Source organism: Streptosporangium sp. NPDC001559 (assembly GCF_042893955.1).
In the GTDB taxonomy this organism is placed as follows: Bacteria; Actinomycetota; Actinomycetes; order Streptosporangiales; family Streptosporangiaceae; genus Streptosporangium.
This window is the reverse complement of sequence record NZ_JBIAVG010000014.1, coordinates 222427-238387: the sequence shown is the minus strand read 5'-3', so window position 1 is coordinate 238387 and position 15961 is coordinate 222427. Positions and strand designations below refer to the sequence as shown.

Sequence of the window (15961 nt, the reverse complement as noted above, 5' to 3'; positions counted from 1 at the left end):
CCCAGGGAAACGGAACCGCCGACGATGATGACCCCCGTGCCGCGCCGTGTCGTCACCGGCCATGACCTCGACGGTGAATCGGTCTTCCTGACCGACGGGCCGCCACCCGTCTCGCACACCCTGCCGGGAGGTACGGTCTTCCACGAGATATGGGCGACCGACGCCGTACCCGTGCCGATCACGCCTGAGGAACCGGAGCCCGGCGACCGGCCGTTGCGTGTCGCTCCCGGGCCGCGTGGCACGGTGGTCAGGGTGGTCGTGACGCCGCCCGGCGAGGTCACGCCGATGCACCGCACTCGGAGTGTCGACTACGCGGTCGTTCTCGACGGCGAGGCCGTACTCGTGCTCTCCGGGTCCGAACGCACACTGCGGCGTGGGGACGTCGTCGTCCAGCGGGGCACCGACCACCGGTGGGAGAACCGTTCGGACGTGCCGTTGCGGATGCTGTTCGTCGTGCTCGACGGGGAGTTCACCGACGAACTCCTCACCAGGTTGCCGCCCGATGGGTTGGCGACCCTACTCGATGAAGGCGAGTAACAGCGGCAGAAGGGCGTCGGGACGGTCCAGGGGAATGATGTGGCCGCAGTCGTCGATGAGGTGTCCGGTGAGGTCGTCGATGATGGGGCGTAGTTGACGTTCGAGGAGGTCACCGACGTACTCGGCCTCGTGCCCGGTCAGCACGGTTTCGGCGAGACCGGGGACCGTGTGGAAGCCGAACCACCACGGCCGGAGGTCCCCGGCGCCGGGCAGTTCGCCCAGTATCGCCTCCAGGAGGACGAGCCGCCGCACCCGGGAGGGCCGTCGCATCGCGAGGAGGAACGCCACCGGGGTGCCCATGTCGATGCCGACCCACCGTCGCCGAAGGCTCTCCGAGCGCGTCGAGGAGCGCCTCCGCGTCGGCGGCGAGGGTCCCTCGCCACCGTCCGGGCCTGGGCCGAGGAGCACATGTTCGACGTCGACCGCGCCGACGAGCTCCACGACGCCCGGCCCGACGTCACATGAAGTCCTTGCAGCGTGCCTGTTTCCCACCCGGTACGGTCACCCGCACGTCGTTCACCTTCATGTGGTTCCTGGCGGCCGTGGCGGTGGCGATCGTGCAGACGATCTGTCCCGTGGCCAGCCGCGAGAGGCGGCCGACTACCGGAAACGACTGCGGCTCCAGACCGGCCCGGTCCTCCGGCTTTTCCACCAGATCGAGGTCGAGGGTCGACAACCGGCGGTCCGGTATCGCCGGAACACCCTTGCTCTGTGGTTGGATCGACGGCTTCAGGCGCTTCGTCATCTTCGAACCGCTCGTGTCCAGCGTGAACCCGTAGTCGCTCACCCGGACGGCCAGGCCATCGGGCAGCCGGGTGCCGAGGGAGAGCTCCCGCTCCCGATCGGTCGGCCCTTCGAGCAGCAGTTCGACGGCCTCGGCGGCCCCGAACGGAGCGTTGGGACGGCTGATCAGGATGAGATCGCCGTCCCGCACGAAGTACAGGGGAGTGCCCTGGATGAAACCGCGGGCCGGCTCCCCGGCGCCGATCACCTCGCTGGGACTGATGCCGCAGGCCGTACAGGCCACGAGAAGTGCCACGCAGATCGTGAGAAATGGGACTCTCATGTGCGTTTCCTCGGCAGGGTGAGGGTGAAGACGGCGCCGGGGCCGGGGGCGACGGTCAGGTCGCCGCCGTGCAGGAGGGCGTTCTCGCGGGCGATGGCCAGGCCGAGGCCGCTGCCCTCCGAGCGGGCACGGGCGACGTCGGCCTTGTAGAAGCGTTCGAAGACGTAAGGAAGGACGTCGGAGGAAAGGCCGGGGCCATGGTCGGAGACCTCGACCGTGGCGACGTCGTCGGTCGCGCGCACCCGGACGGTGACGGGTGGTTCGCCGTGACGCAGCGCGTTGCCGACGAGGTTGGCGATGATGACGTCCACGCGGCGTGGGTCGAGGGGGACGACGACGTCCGGCGGCAGGTCCACGACGACCTCGGAGCTCCAGCCGCGCGAACGCAGGCAGGCGGCCACGGCGGCGCCGACGTCCACGTCGTTGAGGTTGAGGACGGCGGCGCCCGCGTCGAAGCGGGAGATCTCCATCAGGTCGTCGACGAGCCTGGTGAGCCGGAAGATCTCGGAGCTCACCAGCCGGGCGGCGGTTCCCGCGTTGGGGTCGAGCCGGTCGGCTCCGGCCTCGAGGACGTCGGTGACGGCGGTCGCGGCGGCCAGCGGGGTGCGCAGTTCGTGGGAGACGTCGGCGACGAACCGCCGTGACCTGGCCTCCATCTCACGCAGTTCACCGACGGAGTGCTCCAGCGCGGCGGCGGTCGCGTTGAACTGCCCGGCCAGCCGGGCCAGCTCGTCGCCGCCCCGCACCGGCAGGCGGGTCTCAAGCCGCCCCTCGCCCAGCCGCCGGGCCGCGCGGTCCAGGTCGGCGACCGGGCGCAGCACGCCACGCGCGGCCAGCAGCCCGGCCAGCACCGCCAGCAGTACGGCGGGCAATGTGGCGGTCTGGGCGGCGCGCAGTACGGCCGTCTCGTCGGTGGCGGTCTGCGAGAGTGATTCGACGAGGTAGACGGTGATGCCCGATGGTTCGCCGCCCGCGCTGAACATGACCCTGCTGCCGCCCGCGAGGTACGGCACGCCTTCGTCCACCACCCGCTGCCAGGCCAGTTCTTCCCGCCGCAGGACTCTCGCACGCAGTTCACCGGTGATGCGGTTGTCGGAGGGGATCTCGCCGTCCCTGACCACGTACACGTCGCGGTTGCCGACCTCCAGGTCCTCGGCCAGCTGGTGGAGGTCCTCGTCGTTCGCGGGCAGTACGACGTCGCGCGAGAGCAGCAGGACCCGGTACCTGAAGTCCTTCAGCAGCCGGTTCTGCGCTCCGGCCAACAGGTTGTTCTGTGCCTTGTAGTAGGTCAGCCCGGCGGCCCCGACCGCGCTCAGCCCGCCGACCAGCACGAATGTGATGACCAGCCGGGCCCGTAGTCCTCGCAGCCAGGTCATACCGGCCCGAAGCGGTAACCGAACCCGCGCACGGTCTGCACGTATCTCGGCTCCCCCGGCACGTCCTCGATCTTGGAGCGCAGTCGTTGCACACACGCGTCGACCAGCCGCGAGTCGCCCAGGTAGTCGTGGTCCCACACCGACTCAAGCAACTGTTGCCTGCTGAAGACCTGTCCGGGCACGGCCGACAGGTGCAGCAGCAGTCGCAGCTCCATCGGCGGAAGCGCGATCCGTCGCCCGTCCCTGTTGACGGTCAGGGAGGCGCGGTCGACGCACAGCGTGCCGTAGGTCTCGACCGGGGAGGGCACACTCTCCGTACGGCGCAGCACCGCCCTGATCCGGGCCTCGAGCACCTGGGGTCTCACCGGTTTGACCACGTAGTCGTCCGCCCCGGCCTCAAGACCGCCGACCACGTCGAAGTCGTCACCCCGCGCGCTGAGCATGATGATGGAGGTCGAGGTGGTCGCGCGGATGCGGCGGCAGACCTCGAACCCATCGATACCGGGCAGCATGAGGTCGAGCACCACCACGTCGGCGGCGAAGTGCGCCAGCAGCGCCAGTCCTTCCTCCCCGGAAGCCGCCGACTCGACCTCGTGGTCCCTGCCCTTGAGGGCGATTGTCAGGGCGTTTCTGACGCTCGGGTCGTCCTCGACCAGCAACACGCGTGCCATGCGTTCCAGTATCGACGGCCATGACTTGCGATTTGTCCGGTCTCGGAAGCTATTACACGTTCATGACATGGTGTGGACAGGTCGCTCATATGGACGGGCCAAGGTGATGGGCAGTCAACCGACCCATTGGAGAGAATCGTGTTGATCACCAAACGGCGTCTCGCCGTACTGGCCGTCCTTCCCGCACTGGCGCTGAGTACGGCGTGCGGGGCACAGAGCTTCGCCGGCACGGCGAACTCCGCCGCGAAGGTCGCCGCCGAGCCCGTCCAGCCCTCGGCCGTCGTCTCCGCCGAGCCTGCCACGACTCCCTCCGGCGCGGCCACGTTGAGCTGGCACGAGGCCGCGGTGAAGTTCGCCGGATGCATGCGCGAGAACAAGATCAAGATCCCGGACCCGGTCAAGGGCCAGGACCTCGACACCAGCGCCGTGACCGACAGCACCCAGGCCCAGCTCACCGCCGCCATGAAGGCGTGCAAGGAGTGGGACTGGGTGATCCTCGGCGGTGGGCCGACGACCCCGGAGGAGGACGCCAAGTTCGCCACGTGGGCCAAGTGCCTGCGGGAGAACGGCGTCTGGCAGCCCATCGAAACGGACGAGCAGAAGCCCGCCGACTTCCAGGAGGTCAAGCCCAAGTCGGGTGCCTGGGAGAAGGCCCAGGAGAAGTGCGCCTCACTGGCCCCGCCCGCGCCGTACGAGAAGTAAGGCGTGTCTCCATCGTGAGACGGAGTCCGTGACGGCGTCGCGGCCAGGGGATATCAGGGGACGCGTCCTGTCCTCGCGGGGGTGGGGACAGGACGCGTGAGTCTCTGGCGGTGTCGCGAGCCGACAGGCCGGGTGGTCATTCCACCCGGCCTGTCCGGTTGTCACGGCGGGCCCCGGTCACCGGTAGCGCGACGGGACGACGGGTAAGGCCCTCACTCCACTCGACCTGTTCGGCCGGTACGGCCAGGCGCAATCCCGGCCGTCCGGTCACCAGCGCCCTGAGGGCCTCGGTGAGTTCGACCCTGGCCAGCGCGGCGGCCAGGCAGCGGTGCGGGCCGTACCCGAAGGCCAGATGCGGGTGCGGCGGCTGCGTTTCGAAGCGGTGGATGTCGAACCGTCCCGGTTCGGGAAAGGCGCGGGGGTCGTGGTTGGCGGCGTTGAGGTCGGGCATCACGACGCTCCCCGCCTTCAGTACGCCGCAGGAGAGTTCGACGTCCTCGGTCAGCCTGCGCATGAACGCGCTGGCGGGTGGCCCGTCGTAACGCAGGATCTCCTCGGCCGCGGTCGCCGCGAGCTCCGGCCGGGCGACCAGCTCGTCCCACTGCCCACGATGGAGCATGAGACGGAAGACCCCCTTGGACACCATCGAGGCGGTGGTCTCGTGCCCCGCCGTGATCAGGGCGAACACGGTGTTGACCAGCTCGCCCTCGCTCAGCCGGTCCGCCTCGTCACGGGCCTGCACGAGCAGGTCGATGAGGTCGTCACCGGGTTCGGCGCGGTGGCGGGCCACCAGTTCCCGGGCATAGGCCATGAACTCGGTGTAGCCCCGGTACCGGGCCTGTTCGGTGGCGGTCGAGGTGGTGAGGAACATGTCCGTCCAGGCCACGAACCGGTCGTAGTCGTCATAGGGGACGCCCAGCAACCGGCAGATGACCCGGCCGGGCAGCCGCACCGCGAACGCCTCGACCAGGTCGAACTCCTCGCCGGCCCCGTCGAGCAGCTCACCGGCGATCGCCGCGACCCACGGCCGCCACGATTCGGTACGGCGGGGCGTGAACGCCCCGTACATGATCCGCCGGTAGCGGGTGTGCTCCGGCGGGTCCTGGTTGATGAGCGCGTCGGGGTCGTCGTCGATGCCCACGCCGCTCACCAGCCGGGGCAGACCGGGAAGGCGCAGGTTACGGCTTGAGGCCGCCGAGCCGAGCAGGGTCCGGACGTCCTCGTACCTGACGGCGACCGGCACCACGTCCCCGCTCGGCATGACGGCCGGATCGAGCGGCCCCTCCTCGTGGCGCCGCGCGTACTCGGGCGACGGAGTGCCCAGCGGCCCGGGGGCGATGTCGTTCGGGATGTCGTTCGGGGTGAAATCGGCGGCCATGGCGCCCCTCTCAGCTCCGGGCGCCCCATCGACGGCCCTCCCGGAACGTACGCATACCACCGTTTATGGTCAATGCTTAACCTTCTCCGAAAACCGACTTTTCCTCGTTTGTCAATCAGTAGACGAGGATGAAGTAGTTGCCGGATTCGGTGACAAAATCCCCCGGGTGGTAGTAGCAGGGGGAGAGGTACGTGAACGCGCCGTGCGTGCCGGCGTACGTCCGCCACCTCTGGCACTCCTCCGAGGTGGTGTAGGGACCCTGCTGTTCCGTGCGCGGCTTGCCCTTGGTGACGGCGGTCGCGGCCGCGGTGCCGACCAGGGAGCCGGCGGTCAGCACCGCCGCGATCGTCGCCACGACGGGCAGTTTGCGGGTTTTCACTGCGGGGGCTCCTCACGGGATCCTGGGGCGGGGAGGGCACCTCAAGATGACCATGGATCGCCGGAACAGAGGAGTTCACATTTCCCTATATTTCGGCTGAATGGTCCACATATCACAGCCGTTTTGGCTTCCCCGGCCTCGGGAGACCGCAGCCGTGCGCCCGGATTTGTCGGTGCGGTGGGCCATTATCGGCGAGCGTGTGTTTCGCCTGGTCGTGAGGGAGAGCCATGGTCGTCAGGGAAGAGCCCGGGTGGTCCGGCGTTGACTGGGACGATTGGGGAAACTTCGACCTGATCCGTTCCCGGCTCGACGCGGGCGCCGATCCGAACTCGCGAATGCCCTTCCAGGGGCTGCCCCTGCACATGGCGGCCAGGCTCGGGTCGCCCGAGGTGATCGCGGAGCTGGCCCGGCGCGTCGACGACGTCGACGCCGAGCACGGGGGGGCGCACCGCGCTCTGGGACGCCGTCTTCAACAACCGTCCCGACAACGCCCGAGCCCTGGCGGCGGCCGGGGCGGACCCGTGGCGGCCGATGATGAACGGCTGGTCCCCCGGACGGTTCAGCCTCGCCACCCCCACTCCGGATCTGTTCCCCCTTCCCCCTGGCGAGACCGGTCTGTCCGCTGCCGAGACCGCCGCCGTGGCCGAGGCCAGCCGTCTGGTCGCCACACTGGGGGGCTTCGATGACGACGACGGCGGCTTCAGCATCGCCTGTACGGCGGGCGTCACCGCGGCCGAGGCGATCCGGCGCCTTGAGGCCGTACCGGTCACGGACTCCGAGATCGAGGAGGCCGTGCGAGACTCCAGCGAAAGCCTGGCCTTCGTCGGCGTCACGGATGTGCCCGGCGGGTGTGTCGTCGTCCAGCCGTGGGGATACGTCGCGTCCAACCCCGGTGTCATGGAGCGGCTGTCGGTGGGCACCGTCTGCCACGGGCTGTACGACAACCCCAAGAGCGGCAACCAGGGGGCCATGGCCCGTGACGGGGTCATCGAGGCGTGGGACACCCATCCCGGTGGTGGCGACGCCTCCTTCGAAGACCCTCCGGAGGAGATCCTCGCCGCCTACCTCTACGACGGCGAGGCCGTGGCCTACTGCTACGCGGAGGCGAGCCTGCGGCCGGCCGACGACCGGTCGCTCACCGGAAAGTACGACGTGTGGCTGAAGCTGCCCGGGCACCTGCTGTGAAGTACATGGTGCTGATGTACGCCGATCCCACGGCGACCGAGGCGATGACCGCCGAGGAACGGGCCGAGGTGGCTCTCCGTCATGAGGCGCTCCACCGTGACCTGGAGGGCACCGGGGAGATGCTGAACGGGGCCGGGCTGGCCTACCCGAGGGACACCACGACCATCCGGTGGAGCCGGGAGGGCGACGACACGACGGACGGTCCCTTCACGGCGGGGACCGAGCAGTTGACGGCCTACTACGTGATCGACTGCGCGAGCCCGGAGCGGGCGCGTGAGATCGCCGGACGTGTCCTCGACTTCCACGTCGTGGCGGTCGAGATACGGCCGGTCCACGACTCCTTCGGCATGCGGAACCGACCGGCCGAACGAGCGGAAGGTTGACTTTCGCACATCATTCACGTTTATTAGCACATGTGGAGAGTTCGAACAGGCTGCTGGAGATCACCTCCTGGCTGCGTACGGCGGAGCGGGTCACGGTCGGCGAGCTGGCCGAGCGGACCGGCTGTTCGGAGATGACCATCCGCCGCGACCTCGACCAGCTCGCCGAGCAGGGGGTGCTGCGCCGGGTGCGCGGCGGCGCGGTGAGCCTGATGCTGCGCGGGGAGGCGCCGCCGTTCGCGGTGCGTGAGCGCGAGGCCGTGGACGTCAAGCGGCGGATCGCCGCCAAGATCGACGAGCTGGTGGCCGACGGGGAGTCCGTCGTGCTGGACAGCGGGACGACCGTGCTGCGCGTCGCCCGCGCGCTGGCCGGCCGGAGGATCACCGCGATGCCCCTCGACCTCCACTCGGTGAACGCGCTGAGCGGCGCGGTCGAGGTGAGACTGCTGGTGCCCGGCGGACAGGTCCTGCCCAGGACGTCGTCGTTCACCGGGCACCTCACCGAGATGTCGCTGCGCGCGCTGCGGGTGGACACCGTGATCCTCGGGGTGTGCGGGCTTTCCGCCGCGCACGGGCTGACGGCCCACGACCTGGCCGAGGTGCCGGTCAAGCAGGCCGCGATCGCCGCGGCGCAGCGGAAGATCGCGGTGTGCGACGCCTCGAAGTTCGGCATGACCGGACTCGGCCATGTCTGCCCGATCGGTGAGCTGGACGCGGTCGTCACGGACGACGGTGCCCCGCCGGGAGAGATCGGGAAGATCGAAGCCGCCGGGGTCGAGGTGATCCTGGTTTGACCACGACGTTTGACCATGACGTTTGATCACGACAGGGGGAACGATGGGGCAGCGCTACGAGGCGGTCGTGTTCGATCTCGGCGGGGTGGTCGTCGACTGGAACCCCCGGCATCTCTACCGCAAGCTCATCGAGGACCCGGACCGGATGGAGTGGTTCCTCACCGAGGTCTGCCACGGCCCGTGGAACGCCGAGCAGGATCGCGGCCGTCCCTTCGCCGAGGGCGTCAGGGAGGCCGTGGAACGCCATCCCGACCACCGGGAGCTGATCGAGGCCTACTGGAGCAGGTGGCCGGAGATGCTCGACGGCCTCGTCCCGGGCACGTCGGAGGTCCTGGCCGAGGTCCAGCGGGCGGGGACGGCGATGTACGCGATCACGAACTGGTCGGCCGAGACGTACCCGCTGGCCGTGGACCGTTACCCGGTCCTGAAGATCTTCAGGGACATCGTCGTCTCGGGAGAGCTGAAGATGATCAAGCCGGATCCGGAGATCTACCGGTACGCGCTCGACCGTTTCGGCCTCTCTCCCGAGCGGGCCCTGTTCGTCGACGACAGCCCGGCGAACGTCAGGGGCGCCGAGGCCGTCGGCATGGGAGCGATTCTCTTCACCGACGCCGCCGCCCTGCGCGGTGAGCTGGAGCGGTACGGCCTGCTCTGAACCCCGGTGACCGGGGAACATACCCCCGAGAGCGCAAGGGGGTGCCTGATGGAGATCCTGAGGCGACCACCGACCACGAAGCTGCCCGCCGCGTGCTTCACCGGCGACGTCTGGGCGGACGTGGTCTACCGGGGCGATCACATGCGGGCCAACATGGTCCGCTTCGCACCGGGAGCCCGTACGGCGTGGCATTCGCACGGCCTGGGCCAGACCCTGCTCATCGTCGAGGGGGTCGCGCTGATCCAGGCACGCAAGGGCGGGATCATCGAGGCCCGTCCCGGCGACGTCGTCCACACCCCGCCGGGCGAGGAACACTGGCACGGCGCCGCCCCGGACCGGTTCATGTCCCATCTCGCGCTGTGGGAGGACGACGACGTCTCCTGGCGCGAGCACGTCAGCGACACCGAGTACAGCGGCCCCCGGACCGGTTCCCGGGGGTGAACGGCCTGATCAGAGGTCCGGTGGGTTCCCGCCGACCGCGTGCAGGGCGTCGATGTAGCCGTCGCCGACGTCGAACCTGGTGATGTCCGTGGTCCGATACTTGGAACAGGCGTTTCCCCAGGCCGCCCCAGGGCTGATCTCCTGGAGCCGCAGGTTCTTCTTCCTCGTGACCCCGTGGGCGCGGCCGATGTGGCAGACGTCCGGGTCGATCTCCTCGATGTGCACGCTCACCAGGGGAAACGCCTTGGTCAACGTGTCGATCAGGCCGGTCGTCGTGTCGAGGTCGATGCCCGGCGGCGTCCAGGGACGCTCCCCGCGCAGCCGGAGGGCCCGGTGGGCGACCCGCACGGCCTTCCGGCCGGAATGTGTCGCGTGCTCGACGTCGCGGAGCCGTACGACCGAGTGACCGTCGAGGTGGAACCCGGCGGAGATGGTGTGGAGCAGCACCCACTTGCGTCCGAGACCGACCACGTAGGCGTCGAGCCGGTCGGCGCCGTCGATGTCGCGAATGATCCGCACCGGCTTGCCGGACCTCAGCGCGCGCCGTAGGTCCTTGACTGCCTGATGTGTGGTCATGATCAAGGATTGTCATGGTTCACGGAGCGAAGTTCAGCTGAATTTCCGTGAGGTCAGGCGCTTTCCGGGGGTGGGGTCTTGGCCATGCCCCGGGGCACCAGGAGGAAGACCTTGTGCGAAAGGCGGTCCAGGGCACCGCCCCTGCCGAAGACCAGACCCGCCGCGAAGTCCACGAACTGCCTGGCCTCGCTGTCCGGCAGGCCGGTGAGGTCCATCATCACGGGGTTGCCGGTGCGGAAGTAGTGGCCGACATGGAGGGCCTCGTTGTAGTCCTTCGGGCACAGTTTGATCACGGGGGTGGTTTTTCCCGTGTCAGGACATGGTCAAGCCTTCACATTGCGGGAGTACGGAGTCCTCACTCCCAGGTGTCGGGCGGGTCGATGACCAGGTCCTCGACGTGTGGCAGCGGGGCCGGGTCGCCGTCGCTTGAGTAAACCTCCAGGTGGGACAGGTGTCCGTTCCTGACGAAGAGGAGGACGCCGTCGTCGCGCCCACGCACGTAGGCGGAGGAGACCAGCTCCTTGCCCAGGGTGGGAGGCTCGTCCTCGGTGCGGAAGTCGATCGTCGCGCATCCGCACCCGCAGTCTCTTGTCACGACCACCGAGGGGACCTGTCTCCTGAGGTCTTCCACACCGGGGAAGTCCCGGGTGAGAAGGGCCAGGATCACGGCCTGCTCATCGGCGGACAGAGGACGTTCGCTGGGCGACACATCGTCAATATATCGAACCGGCCGCATCTGACATATGCGTGATGATTTTTTGTGACCTTTCTCGCCGGGCTGATCGGCCCGTGGACGGCTTTCCCCGGGACAGGCCGGGCGGAAAACACGAAAGTGTGTCCGTTTCGTATGTCTATGGTAACGGGACTTGTGTCACGCATTGAAACTCTGCCATAGAGGCGGCTATTTCGGGGAATGTCCGGCAGGAAAGTGGCCGGTCAGCGGATTCGCCGTAGCGTCAGCCACCAGGAGGCCGCCGCGGCCACCAGACCCAGAAGGATCGAACCGACCACCAGCCCGTACGGCAGGCCGATCGCCCGCGGGACGACGATCATGATGATGAACACGGCCATCAGCAGCTTCGCCCAGCCGTACGCGGGGGCCTGGCTCTCGTCGCGGCTGCGGATCCAGCGGGGGAGCCGGTTGGTCGCCAGCACGTACAGCCCGAGTGCTCCGGTCACGAAGGCGAACAGCATCGCGATCCCGGTGTGCACATTCATCAGGCCCGGCCTCCGTCACTGGTCGTCGGCATGAGAATCGGCTGCGCGGCAAGGCATACGATCTCACGATATTCGTGACGTACCGGCGATACCACAGAGTTGACTGATGATTTGCGATATGGGGATGTGCTGGGCCATCCTCGGCAAGGAGGGGTGATTTACCAGGATGGTTGTGCATTTTTCGCCCAGGTCATGAAAGCCTTTACGGTGCTTTTTGTGGACTTTTCTGGGTTTAAGAGTGAAAGCCGGGAAGGGGGAAACGGACCCCATGCGGAACGGTCAGCCCTGCATGAGGAACGACGTCGGCACGGAGCTGGGATCCGGACCCGTCGAGGGGGCGTACGAGGGAACGGCGGACGGATCGGCCGGGGATCCGTAGGAGGGGCTGTACGAGGGGGTCACGGAGGGGTCGGAGGAGGGGGCGGCGGAGGGGTCGGGGACCGAGGCCGTACCGCAGCCGCCGGCGGTCCGTCGTTCCTGGGCCAGCTGGTCCACGGTCTTGGTCCGGTAGTCGGTCTCCTGCTGTGCGGGAGGTGTGTACCGCCACTGGCCGCCCTCGAAGACGAAGCCGAACTCGCTCTGGTCCCCGGGTCCGGTCGCCTGCACCGTGGCGTGGTCGCCCTCGACCGCGACGCTGGAGATGGTGAACTGGCCGTCCTGGACGAGGGGCGGGCAGAGCTGGAACAGCCTGACGTAGTCCTCCCGCTTGATCACCGGCTGAGACTGGGTGCTCCACAGGTCCCAGAAGTCGCCGTAGGACCCGCTTGAGTAGGTGTCGAGCGCGAGCTGGGCGGCCTGCCGTGCCGATGACTCGGAGCGCTCGGCCTCCTGGGTGGGGAAGGTGTCCTTCGGCGTCGAGACAGGGTTGAGCACCATCACCAGTGCGACGGTCGCCGCGATGAGCACTCCGATGACCATGGTCAGGATGGCCGCGACGCCCCGGCCCGTCTCGCCCCGCTGTGGCCTGCCGTACTGCGGCGGGTGGGCCACGCGAAACCTCCGGGGGGCCGATGGGGCCGGTATGGAACCGGCGGGAACGGGCGGTACGGCACAGTCGCGACTAAATCGATCTTAACCCCCGAATCCGGAGCCGCCCCAGCCGACATAATGCCCCCGTGTGGCAAACGATCGGTACGGCGGCCGCCGTCTTCGCCGGGACGAACGTGGACGACATCGTCGTCCTGACCGTACTGTTCCTGGCGGCGAGAGCGAAGGCCACCCCCAGACCGTGGAAGATCGTCGTGGGGCAGTACGCCGGCATCGCGGTGCTGGTGGCCGTGTCCGCCGTCGCGGCGCTCGGGCTGACCGTGGTCCCGGACCGGTGGGTCGGGCTGCTGGGGCTGGTGCCGTTCGGCCTGGGGGTGCGGGGGCTCCTGGCGAAGGCGGACGACGAGCGGCCTGTCGCCTCCGGGGTGGTCTCGATCGCCGGGGTGACCGTCGCCAACGGCGCCGACAACATCTCGGTCTACACCCCGCTGTTCCGTACGGCCGGCACCGCGGCGAGCCTCGTCACGGTCGCGGTCTTCGCGGTGCTCGTGGCGCTCTGGTGCGTCACGGCCTCCTGGCTCGGCTCCCACGGAAGGGTCATCGACCTGGTCGATCGGTGGGGGCGGTGGCTCGTTCCCGTGATCTTCATGGTGATCGGCGTGACCATCCTGGCGGGCACGCTCTTTAGCGAATAATGCACCATTCGTCCGAATTTGCACGGCCTCGAATGGGGAATAGTCCCACATGCGAGGACATTTACGGTTCTATCGCCATAGATGGTTCAAAGTGTGGATCGCAATGATGGCGCTGTCCGCCTCCCTGATCTTCATGATGGAAATGGTCGGCAACCGCGCCGTGATGCCAGCGGCTTTCTTCTACGGCGCCGCCGCGGGTCCTGCCGCTCTCCTCCTCGCCATCCACGACCGCACCCGCATCGGTGACAGCGTGCCGGGCACCACGCTGGTGGGGATGTTCCTGTTCGGCGGGGGTGTCGCCCTGCTGCTCGGCGGCTACTTCGACGCCCTGCTCATCTCGGAGAAGGACAACCCCACGATCCTGCGCGTCGGCTGGATCGAGGAGGCGGCCAAGTTCGTCCCCCTGCTCGCGGTCGCGCTGACCGGGGCGCACCTGACCAAGCCCGCGGGCGTCGCGCTCGGCCTGTCCTGCGCGACCGGCTTCGCCATCATGGAGTCGATGTCGTACGCCTGGAAGAGCATCAGGCACGACAGCGCCGTTGAGGCGGGGATGGTGCTGTTCATGCGGGGGCTCACCACCCCGTTCAGCCACCTGGCCTGGACCGGCCTGGTCTGCGCGGTCGCCTTCGGGGTGTGGCAGACCAGGAGACGGGTCGTGCTGACCAGCGCGGTCACCGCGGCCTTCGCGGCGGCGGCCGTACTCCACTCGCTCAACGACGGCCTGCTCATCCTCGACCTGCCCGGCGGCGTCAAGCTCTTCTTCCCGGTGGTCGCCGCGGTGAGCTACTGGCTGTTCCATCGGGCGACCCGCGACCTGGCGAAGGTCACGCTCCCCGAATCGACGACGACCTCCGCCTGAGCGGTCCTCCGGTTCACAGCTGGGACAGCAGCCACTTGGGACCGGTCACGTCCGCGCCCAGCGCGACGACCCGCTCGCGCAGTCCCCGGTCCGCGGTGACGACCAGGACGTGCTCCCACTCCGGCGCCTGCCGTACGGCCCGCACGACGGCGTCGTCACCGCTGCCGGGCGCGGAGATCATCGTGACCCCGGGGACCCCGGGGACATCACGGGCCGCTCCCTCGACCACCATGGCGAACCTGGGGAACCACCTGGTCAGCGTGGGTGTCCTGGCGGGCAGCGCGCGCACGCCGCTCGCCGCGAGGGCGCCGACCTCGGAGACCAGCTTGGCGGTGGCCCCCGCGCGGTCACGCCACCAGCCGTGCTCGGCGCGGGCGCCGACGATGTTCGCGGCGTCGAGCACGACCAGCACGGGACCGAGCGCCCGCCCGATCACCGGCCAGGTTCCCGCGAAACCGGGGTGCAGCGGCCTGTCGGGGATCTCGTCGGGGGTGAGCCAGCGCAGGTCGACGCTCTCGTCGTTGGCGGGCAGGGCGTCCAGCAGCCGGGGCGTCGCGGCGATCACCGTGTGGAAGGACCAGCCGCCGTGATCGTCGACGTAGACGCCCTGGATCCGCAGGTCGTCGCCGTCCAGCCCGGCCTCCTCACCGGCCTCCCTGAACGCGCCCGCCACGGCGTTCTCGTGACTGTCGAGCGCGCCACCGGGCAGGCCCCACGTGCCGCCGTGATGGCTCCACCCGGCCCGTTCCTGCATCAGCACACGCGGGGTCCCGGCGTCGTCATGATGTACGGCCAGCAGCCCGGCCGCGCCGTACACCCCCCAGTGCCGATGGCCGAGCGCGCACTCGATCCACCCGTCCCCGTCCTTGGCCGCCATGCCCTCCATCATCGCACCGCCTCTTCCGGCCGGTCCTGATCGAGGGGCGGCCGCTCAGTTTCCGCCGGCGGAGAAGTGCTGGTAGTCCTTGATGCCCGACCAGTCGCCGCCCCAGCCCCAGCCAACCCGGGCGAAGGCCTTGACGACCCGGTCGCCGGGGTTGACCACGCCGGGGGCGTCCACCGGGCGCTTGGCGAACTTCCTGGCGTTCTTGTGCGCCACCGAGCCGTCGGCCGAGACGTAGGGGTTCTCGCGGGGGTTGATGTCCACGGCCCTGCCGTAGGCGTGCTGGGACCAGTGGCTCGACCCGGTCGCCGCGCGGCAGTTGAACGCCGAGGTGTTGTTCGCGTCGATGGAGTCGAAGTCGTCGCCCTTGTAGGCGTTGACGGGCTCCATCTTGTAAATGGGCCAGCGCCAGTCGTACAGGCGGCCGAAGACCTTGGTGATCGCCTCGGTCGCGTCCTTGTTCACGACCAGTTTGCCGGTGTGGGGTTTGTCGTCGAAGCCCCAGTAGGTCATCGTGATCATCCGCAGGCCGTCGAGGGGGACGGGACAACCCGGCCGCCAGGAGTGTTTGACCTGCTCACGGGTGACCTTGGAGACCGTGGCCGAGAACTTCGGCGGGGCCGTACGGCTCGGGGTCGAGCCCGGAGCCGGGGGCGCCGTCTCCTGGACCGTCTCATCGGCGGCGGAGGTCTGGGAGACGGGGGAACCGGAGGCGGGCCGCTGGGCGGTGGTCGTGCCGCACGCCGTCGCGAGACAGGCCATGAGACAGGCGGTGGTCACCGCGAGCGTCGTCTGGATACTACGCATCACGAGTCGTGAGCCTCTCACTTGTCGTCGCCGCACGCCGGGCGGATCGTGGTAGTCGTCCGGCCACCTGACGTGACAAAGGGTAGCCGCCGCGTCTCACCGCCCCGTACGGTCGCCCGCGCCCTGACGTTCCTTGGCCGAGGTTTTTGGCGAAAATCCCGCGCAGGTGTTCGAAGGAGCGCTACAGTCGGTCGCACCGGATCGAACACGGGTTCGGGCGGTGTCTGCCCAGATGGGGGTGTGTCATGGCGATGCTCGCGGTGCCCGAGACACCCCACGTTCCCGCGGCGCACCCCTGCGCACGGCCTCGTGCGACACGCCGTAGTCCTTTCTACGGAAATCTACCTCGGCCGCTATATCCCGTCATAAAGT

At 68.8% G+C, this 15961-nt stretch carries 22 protein-coding genes; 9 read left to right on the top strand and 13 right to left on the bottom strand.

Going from position 1 to position 15961, the window contains the following annotated elements:
- Nucleotides 1–36: 36 nt before the first annotated feature.
- Nucleotides 37–537 carry a cupin domain-containing protein gene (locus ACFYY8_RS29395; RefSeq protein ID WP_390046429.1) on the top strand — a complete coding sequence of 167 codons (501 nt, stop codon included), beginning with the start codon at nucleotides 37–39 and terminating at the stop codon, nucleotides 535–537.
- Here ACFYY8_RS29395 and ACFYY8_RS29390 read toward each other — a convergent pair.
- The 4 genes from ACFYY8_RS29390 to ACFYY8_RS29375 are packed head-to-tail and all read right to left on the bottom strand — an operon-like array spanning nucleotide 517 to nucleotide 3650.
- A complete protein-coding gene (locus ACFYY8_RS29390) occupies nucleotides 517–978 on the bottom strand; it encodes an alpha/beta fold hydrolase (protein WP_390046427.1) in 462 nt (153 codons plus the stop codon). The genes ACFYY8_RS29395 and ACFYY8_RS29390 overlap by 21 nt on opposite strands.
- A gap of 16 nt (nucleotides 979–994) precedes the next feature.
- Nucleotides 995–1603, bottom strand: coding sequence for a hypothetical protein (locus ACFYY8_RS29385; protein WP_390046425.1), 609 nt, complete (start codon nucleotides 1601–1603; stop codon nucleotides 995–997).
- Complete coding sequence (locus tag ACFYY8_RS29380) at nucleotides 1600–2979, bottom strand: ATP-binding protein (RefSeq protein WP_390046423.1); 1380 nt, start codon at nucleotides 2977–2979, stop codon at nucleotides 1600–1602. Before ACFYY8_RS29380 ends, ACFYY8_RS29385 begins: the two co-directional genes overlap by 4 nt.
- Nucleotides 2976–3650, bottom strand: a complete 675-nt coding sequence (locus ACFYY8_RS29375; protein ID WP_390046421.1) for a response regulator — start codon at nucleotides 3648–3650, stop codon at nucleotides 2976–2978. Before ACFYY8_RS29375 ends, ACFYY8_RS29380 begins: the two co-directional genes overlap by 4 nt.
- Nucleotides 3651–3788: 138 nt before the next feature.
- Here ACFYY8_RS29375 and ACFYY8_RS29370 point away from each other — a divergent pair, with 138 nt between their 5' ends.
- Entirely contained in the window at nucleotides 3789–4352 is a 564-nt protein-coding gene (locus ACFYY8_RS29370; protein WP_390046419.1) for a hypothetical protein, read from the top strand.
- A gap of 136 nt (nucleotides 4353–4488) precedes the next feature.
- Here ACFYY8_RS29370 and ACFYY8_RS29365 read toward each other — a convergent pair whose 3' ends face one another.
- Both ACFYY8_RS29365 and ACFYY8_RS29360 read right to left on the bottom strand, forming a co-directional pair.
- On the bottom strand, nucleotides 4489–5730 hold the full coding sequence (locus tag ACFYY8_RS29365; protein ID WP_390046417.1) for a cytochrome P450: 1242 nt from the start codon (nucleotides 5728–5730) through the stop codon (nucleotides 4489–4491).
- Nucleotides 5731–5845: 115 nt separating this feature from the next.
- Entirely contained in the window at nucleotides 5846–6109 is a 264-nt protein-coding gene (locus tag ACFYY8_RS29360; protein ID WP_390046416.1) for a hypothetical protein, read from the bottom strand.
- 531 nt (nucleotides 6110–6640) lie between these two features.
- On the opposite strand from ACFYY8_RS29360, the gene ACFYY8_RS29355 reads away from it, so the two are divergent.
- From ACFYY8_RS29355 to ACFYY8_RS29335, 5 genes are read left to right on the top strand one after another with little or no spacing between them, the layout of a single operon-like run.
- The gene (locus tag ACFYY8_RS29355; protein WP_390046414.1) at nucleotides 6641–7294 is read left to right on the top strand and encodes an ankyrin repeat domain-containing protein; all 654 of its coding nucleotides are present in this window, start codon (nucleotides 6641–6643) and stop codon (nucleotides 7292–7294) included.
- The gene (locus tag ACFYY8_RS29350) at nucleotides 7264–7677 is read left to right on the top strand and encodes a YciI family protein (RefSeq protein WP_390046412.1); all 414 of its coding nucleotides are present in this window, start codon (nucleotides 7264–7266) and stop codon (nucleotides 7675–7677) included. The genes ACFYY8_RS29355 and ACFYY8_RS29350 overlap by 31 nt, the downstream gene beginning before the upstream one ends.
- Nucleotides 7678–7709: 32 nt before the next feature.
- Complete coding sequence (locus ACFYY8_RS29345; protein WP_390046410.1) at nucleotides 7710–8468, top strand: DeoR/GlpR family DNA-binding transcription regulator; 759 nt, start codon at nucleotides 7710–7712, stop codon at nucleotides 8466–8468.
- 43 nt (nucleotides 8469–8511) lie between these two features.
- Nucleotides 8512–9123, top strand: coding sequence for an HAD family hydrolase (locus ACFYY8_RS29340; protein ID WP_390046408.1), 612 nt, complete (start codon nucleotides 8512–8514; stop codon nucleotides 9121–9123).
- A gap of 48 nt (nucleotides 9124–9171) precedes the next feature.
- Entirely contained in the window at nucleotides 9172–9564 is a 393-nt protein-coding gene (locus ACFYY8_RS29335) for a cupin domain-containing protein (protein ID WP_352014852.1), read from the top strand.
- Between the two features lie 9 nt (nucleotides 9565–9573).
- On the opposite strand, the gene ACFYY8_RS29330 is transcribed toward ACFYY8_RS29335, so the two are convergent.
- The 5 genes from ACFYY8_RS29330 to ACFYY8_RS29310 form a co-directional block, all read right to left on the bottom strand.
- Nucleotides 9574–10140, bottom strand: coding sequence for a hypothetical protein (locus ACFYY8_RS29330; RefSeq protein WP_390046405.1), 567 nt, complete (start codon nucleotides 10138–10140; stop codon nucleotides 9574–9576).
- A 53-nt stretch (nucleotides 10141–10193) separates the two neighbouring features.
- Nucleotides 10194–10433: a cell division protein SepF gene (locus ACFYY8_RS29325; protein WP_390046403.1), complete on the bottom strand. Its 240-nt coding sequence runs from the start codon at nucleotides 10431–10433 to the stop codon at nucleotides 10194–10196.
- Between the two features lie 62 nt (nucleotides 10434–10495).
- Complete coding sequence (locus ACFYY8_RS29320; RefSeq protein WP_390046401.1) at nucleotides 10496–10849, bottom strand: hypothetical protein; 354 nt, start codon at nucleotides 10847–10849, stop codon at nucleotides 10496–10498.
- Between the two features lie 227 nt (nucleotides 10850–11076).
- Nucleotides 11077–11358: a hypothetical protein gene (locus tag ACFYY8_RS29315; protein ID WP_390046399.1), complete on the bottom strand. Its 282-nt coding sequence runs from the start codon at nucleotides 11356–11358 to the stop codon at nucleotides 11077–11079.
- Between the two features lie 279 nt (nucleotides 11359–11637).
- Nucleotides 11638–12348 (bottom strand): hypothetical protein, encoded by a 711-nt coding sequence (locus tag ACFYY8_RS29310; protein ID WP_390046397.1) that lies wholly within the window; start codon nucleotides 12346–12348, stop codon nucleotides 11638–11640.
- A 125-nt stretch (nucleotides 12349–12473) separates the two neighbouring features.
- Between ACFYY8_RS29310 and ACFYY8_RS29305 the strand changes: the two genes are divergently transcribed.
- Together ACFYY8_RS29305 and ACFYY8_RS29300 are read left to right on the top strand one after the other, a co-directional pair.
- Complete coding sequence (locus ACFYY8_RS29305; RefSeq protein WP_390046395.1) at nucleotides 12474–13040, top strand: cadmium resistance transporter; 567 nt, start codon at nucleotides 12474–12476, stop codon at nucleotides 13038–13040.
- A gap of 91 nt (nucleotides 13041–13131) precedes the next feature.
- Nucleotides 13132–13899 (top strand): PrsW family glutamic-type intramembrane protease, encoded by a 768-nt coding sequence (locus ACFYY8_RS29300; RefSeq protein WP_390046392.1) that lies wholly within the window; start codon nucleotides 13132–13134, stop codon nucleotides 13897–13899.
- 13 nt (nucleotides 13900–13912) lie between these two features.
- On the opposite strand, the gene ACFYY8_RS29295 is transcribed toward ACFYY8_RS29300, so the two are convergent.
- Nucleotides 13913–14776, bottom strand: a complete 864-nt coding sequence (locus ACFYY8_RS29295; RefSeq protein WP_390046389.1) for an NUDIX domain-containing protein — start codon at nucleotides 14774–14776, stop codon at nucleotides 13913–13915.
- A gap of 54 nt (nucleotides 14777–14830) precedes the next feature.
- Complete coding sequence (locus ACFYY8_RS29290) at nucleotides 14831–15589, bottom strand: M15 family metallopeptidase (RefSeq protein ID WP_390046459.1); 759 nt, start codon at nucleotides 15587–15589, stop codon at nucleotides 14831–14833.
- Between the last annotated feature and the right edge of the window lie 372 nt (nucleotides 15590–15961).

What these genes read in the sequence shown, in the direction of transcription:
- ACFYY8_RS29380 (WP_390046423.1), bottom strand. Translation starts at nt 2,979, where the DNA reads ATGACCTGGCTGCGAGGACTACGGGCCCGGCTGGTCATCACATTCGTG.
- ACFYY8_RS29365 (WP_390046417.1), bottom strand. Translation starts at nt 5,730, where the DNA reads ATGGCCGCCGATTTCACCCCGAACGACATCCCGAACGACATCGCCCCC.
- ACFYY8_RS29290 (WP_390046459.1), bottom strand. Translation starts at nt 15,589, where the DNA reads ATGCGTAGTATCCAGACGACGCTCGCGGTGACCACCGCCTGTCTCATG.
- ACFYY8_RS29340 (WP_390046408.1), top strand. Translation starts at nt 8,512, where the DNA reads ATGGGGCAGCGCTACGAGGCGGTCGTGTTCGATCTCGGCGGGGTGGTC.
- ACFYY8_RS29295 (WP_390046389.1), bottom strand. Translation starts at nt 14,776, where the DNA reads ATGGCGGCCAAGGACGGGGACGGGTGGATCGAGTGCGCGCTCGGCCAT.
- ACFYY8_RS29335 (WP_352014852.1), top strand. Translation starts at nt 9,172, where the DNA reads ATGGAGATCCTGAGGCGACCACCGACCACGAAGCTGCCCGCCGCGTGC.
- ACFYY8_RS29375 (WP_390046421.1), bottom strand. Translation starts at nt 3,650, where the DNA reads ATGGCACGCGTGTTGCTGGTCGAGGACGACCCGAGCGTCAGAAACGCC.
- ACFYY8_RS29385 (WP_390046425.1), bottom strand. Translation starts at nt 1,603, where the DNA reads ATGAGAGTCCCATTTCTCACGATCTGCGTGGCACTTCTCGTGGCCTGT.
- ACFYY8_RS29315 (WP_390046399.1), bottom strand. Translation starts at nt 11,358, where the DNA reads ATGAATGTGCACACCGGGATCGCGATGCTGTTCGCCTTCGTGACCGGA.
- ACFYY8_RS29355 (WP_390046414.1), top strand. Translation starts at nt 6,641, where the DNA reads ATGATGAACGGCTGGTCCCCCGGACGGTTCAGCCTCGCCACCCCCACT.
- ACFYY8_RS29330 (WP_390046405.1), bottom strand. Translation starts at nt 10,140, where the DNA reads ATGACCACACATCAGGCAGTCAAGGACCTACGGCGCGCGCTGAGGTCC.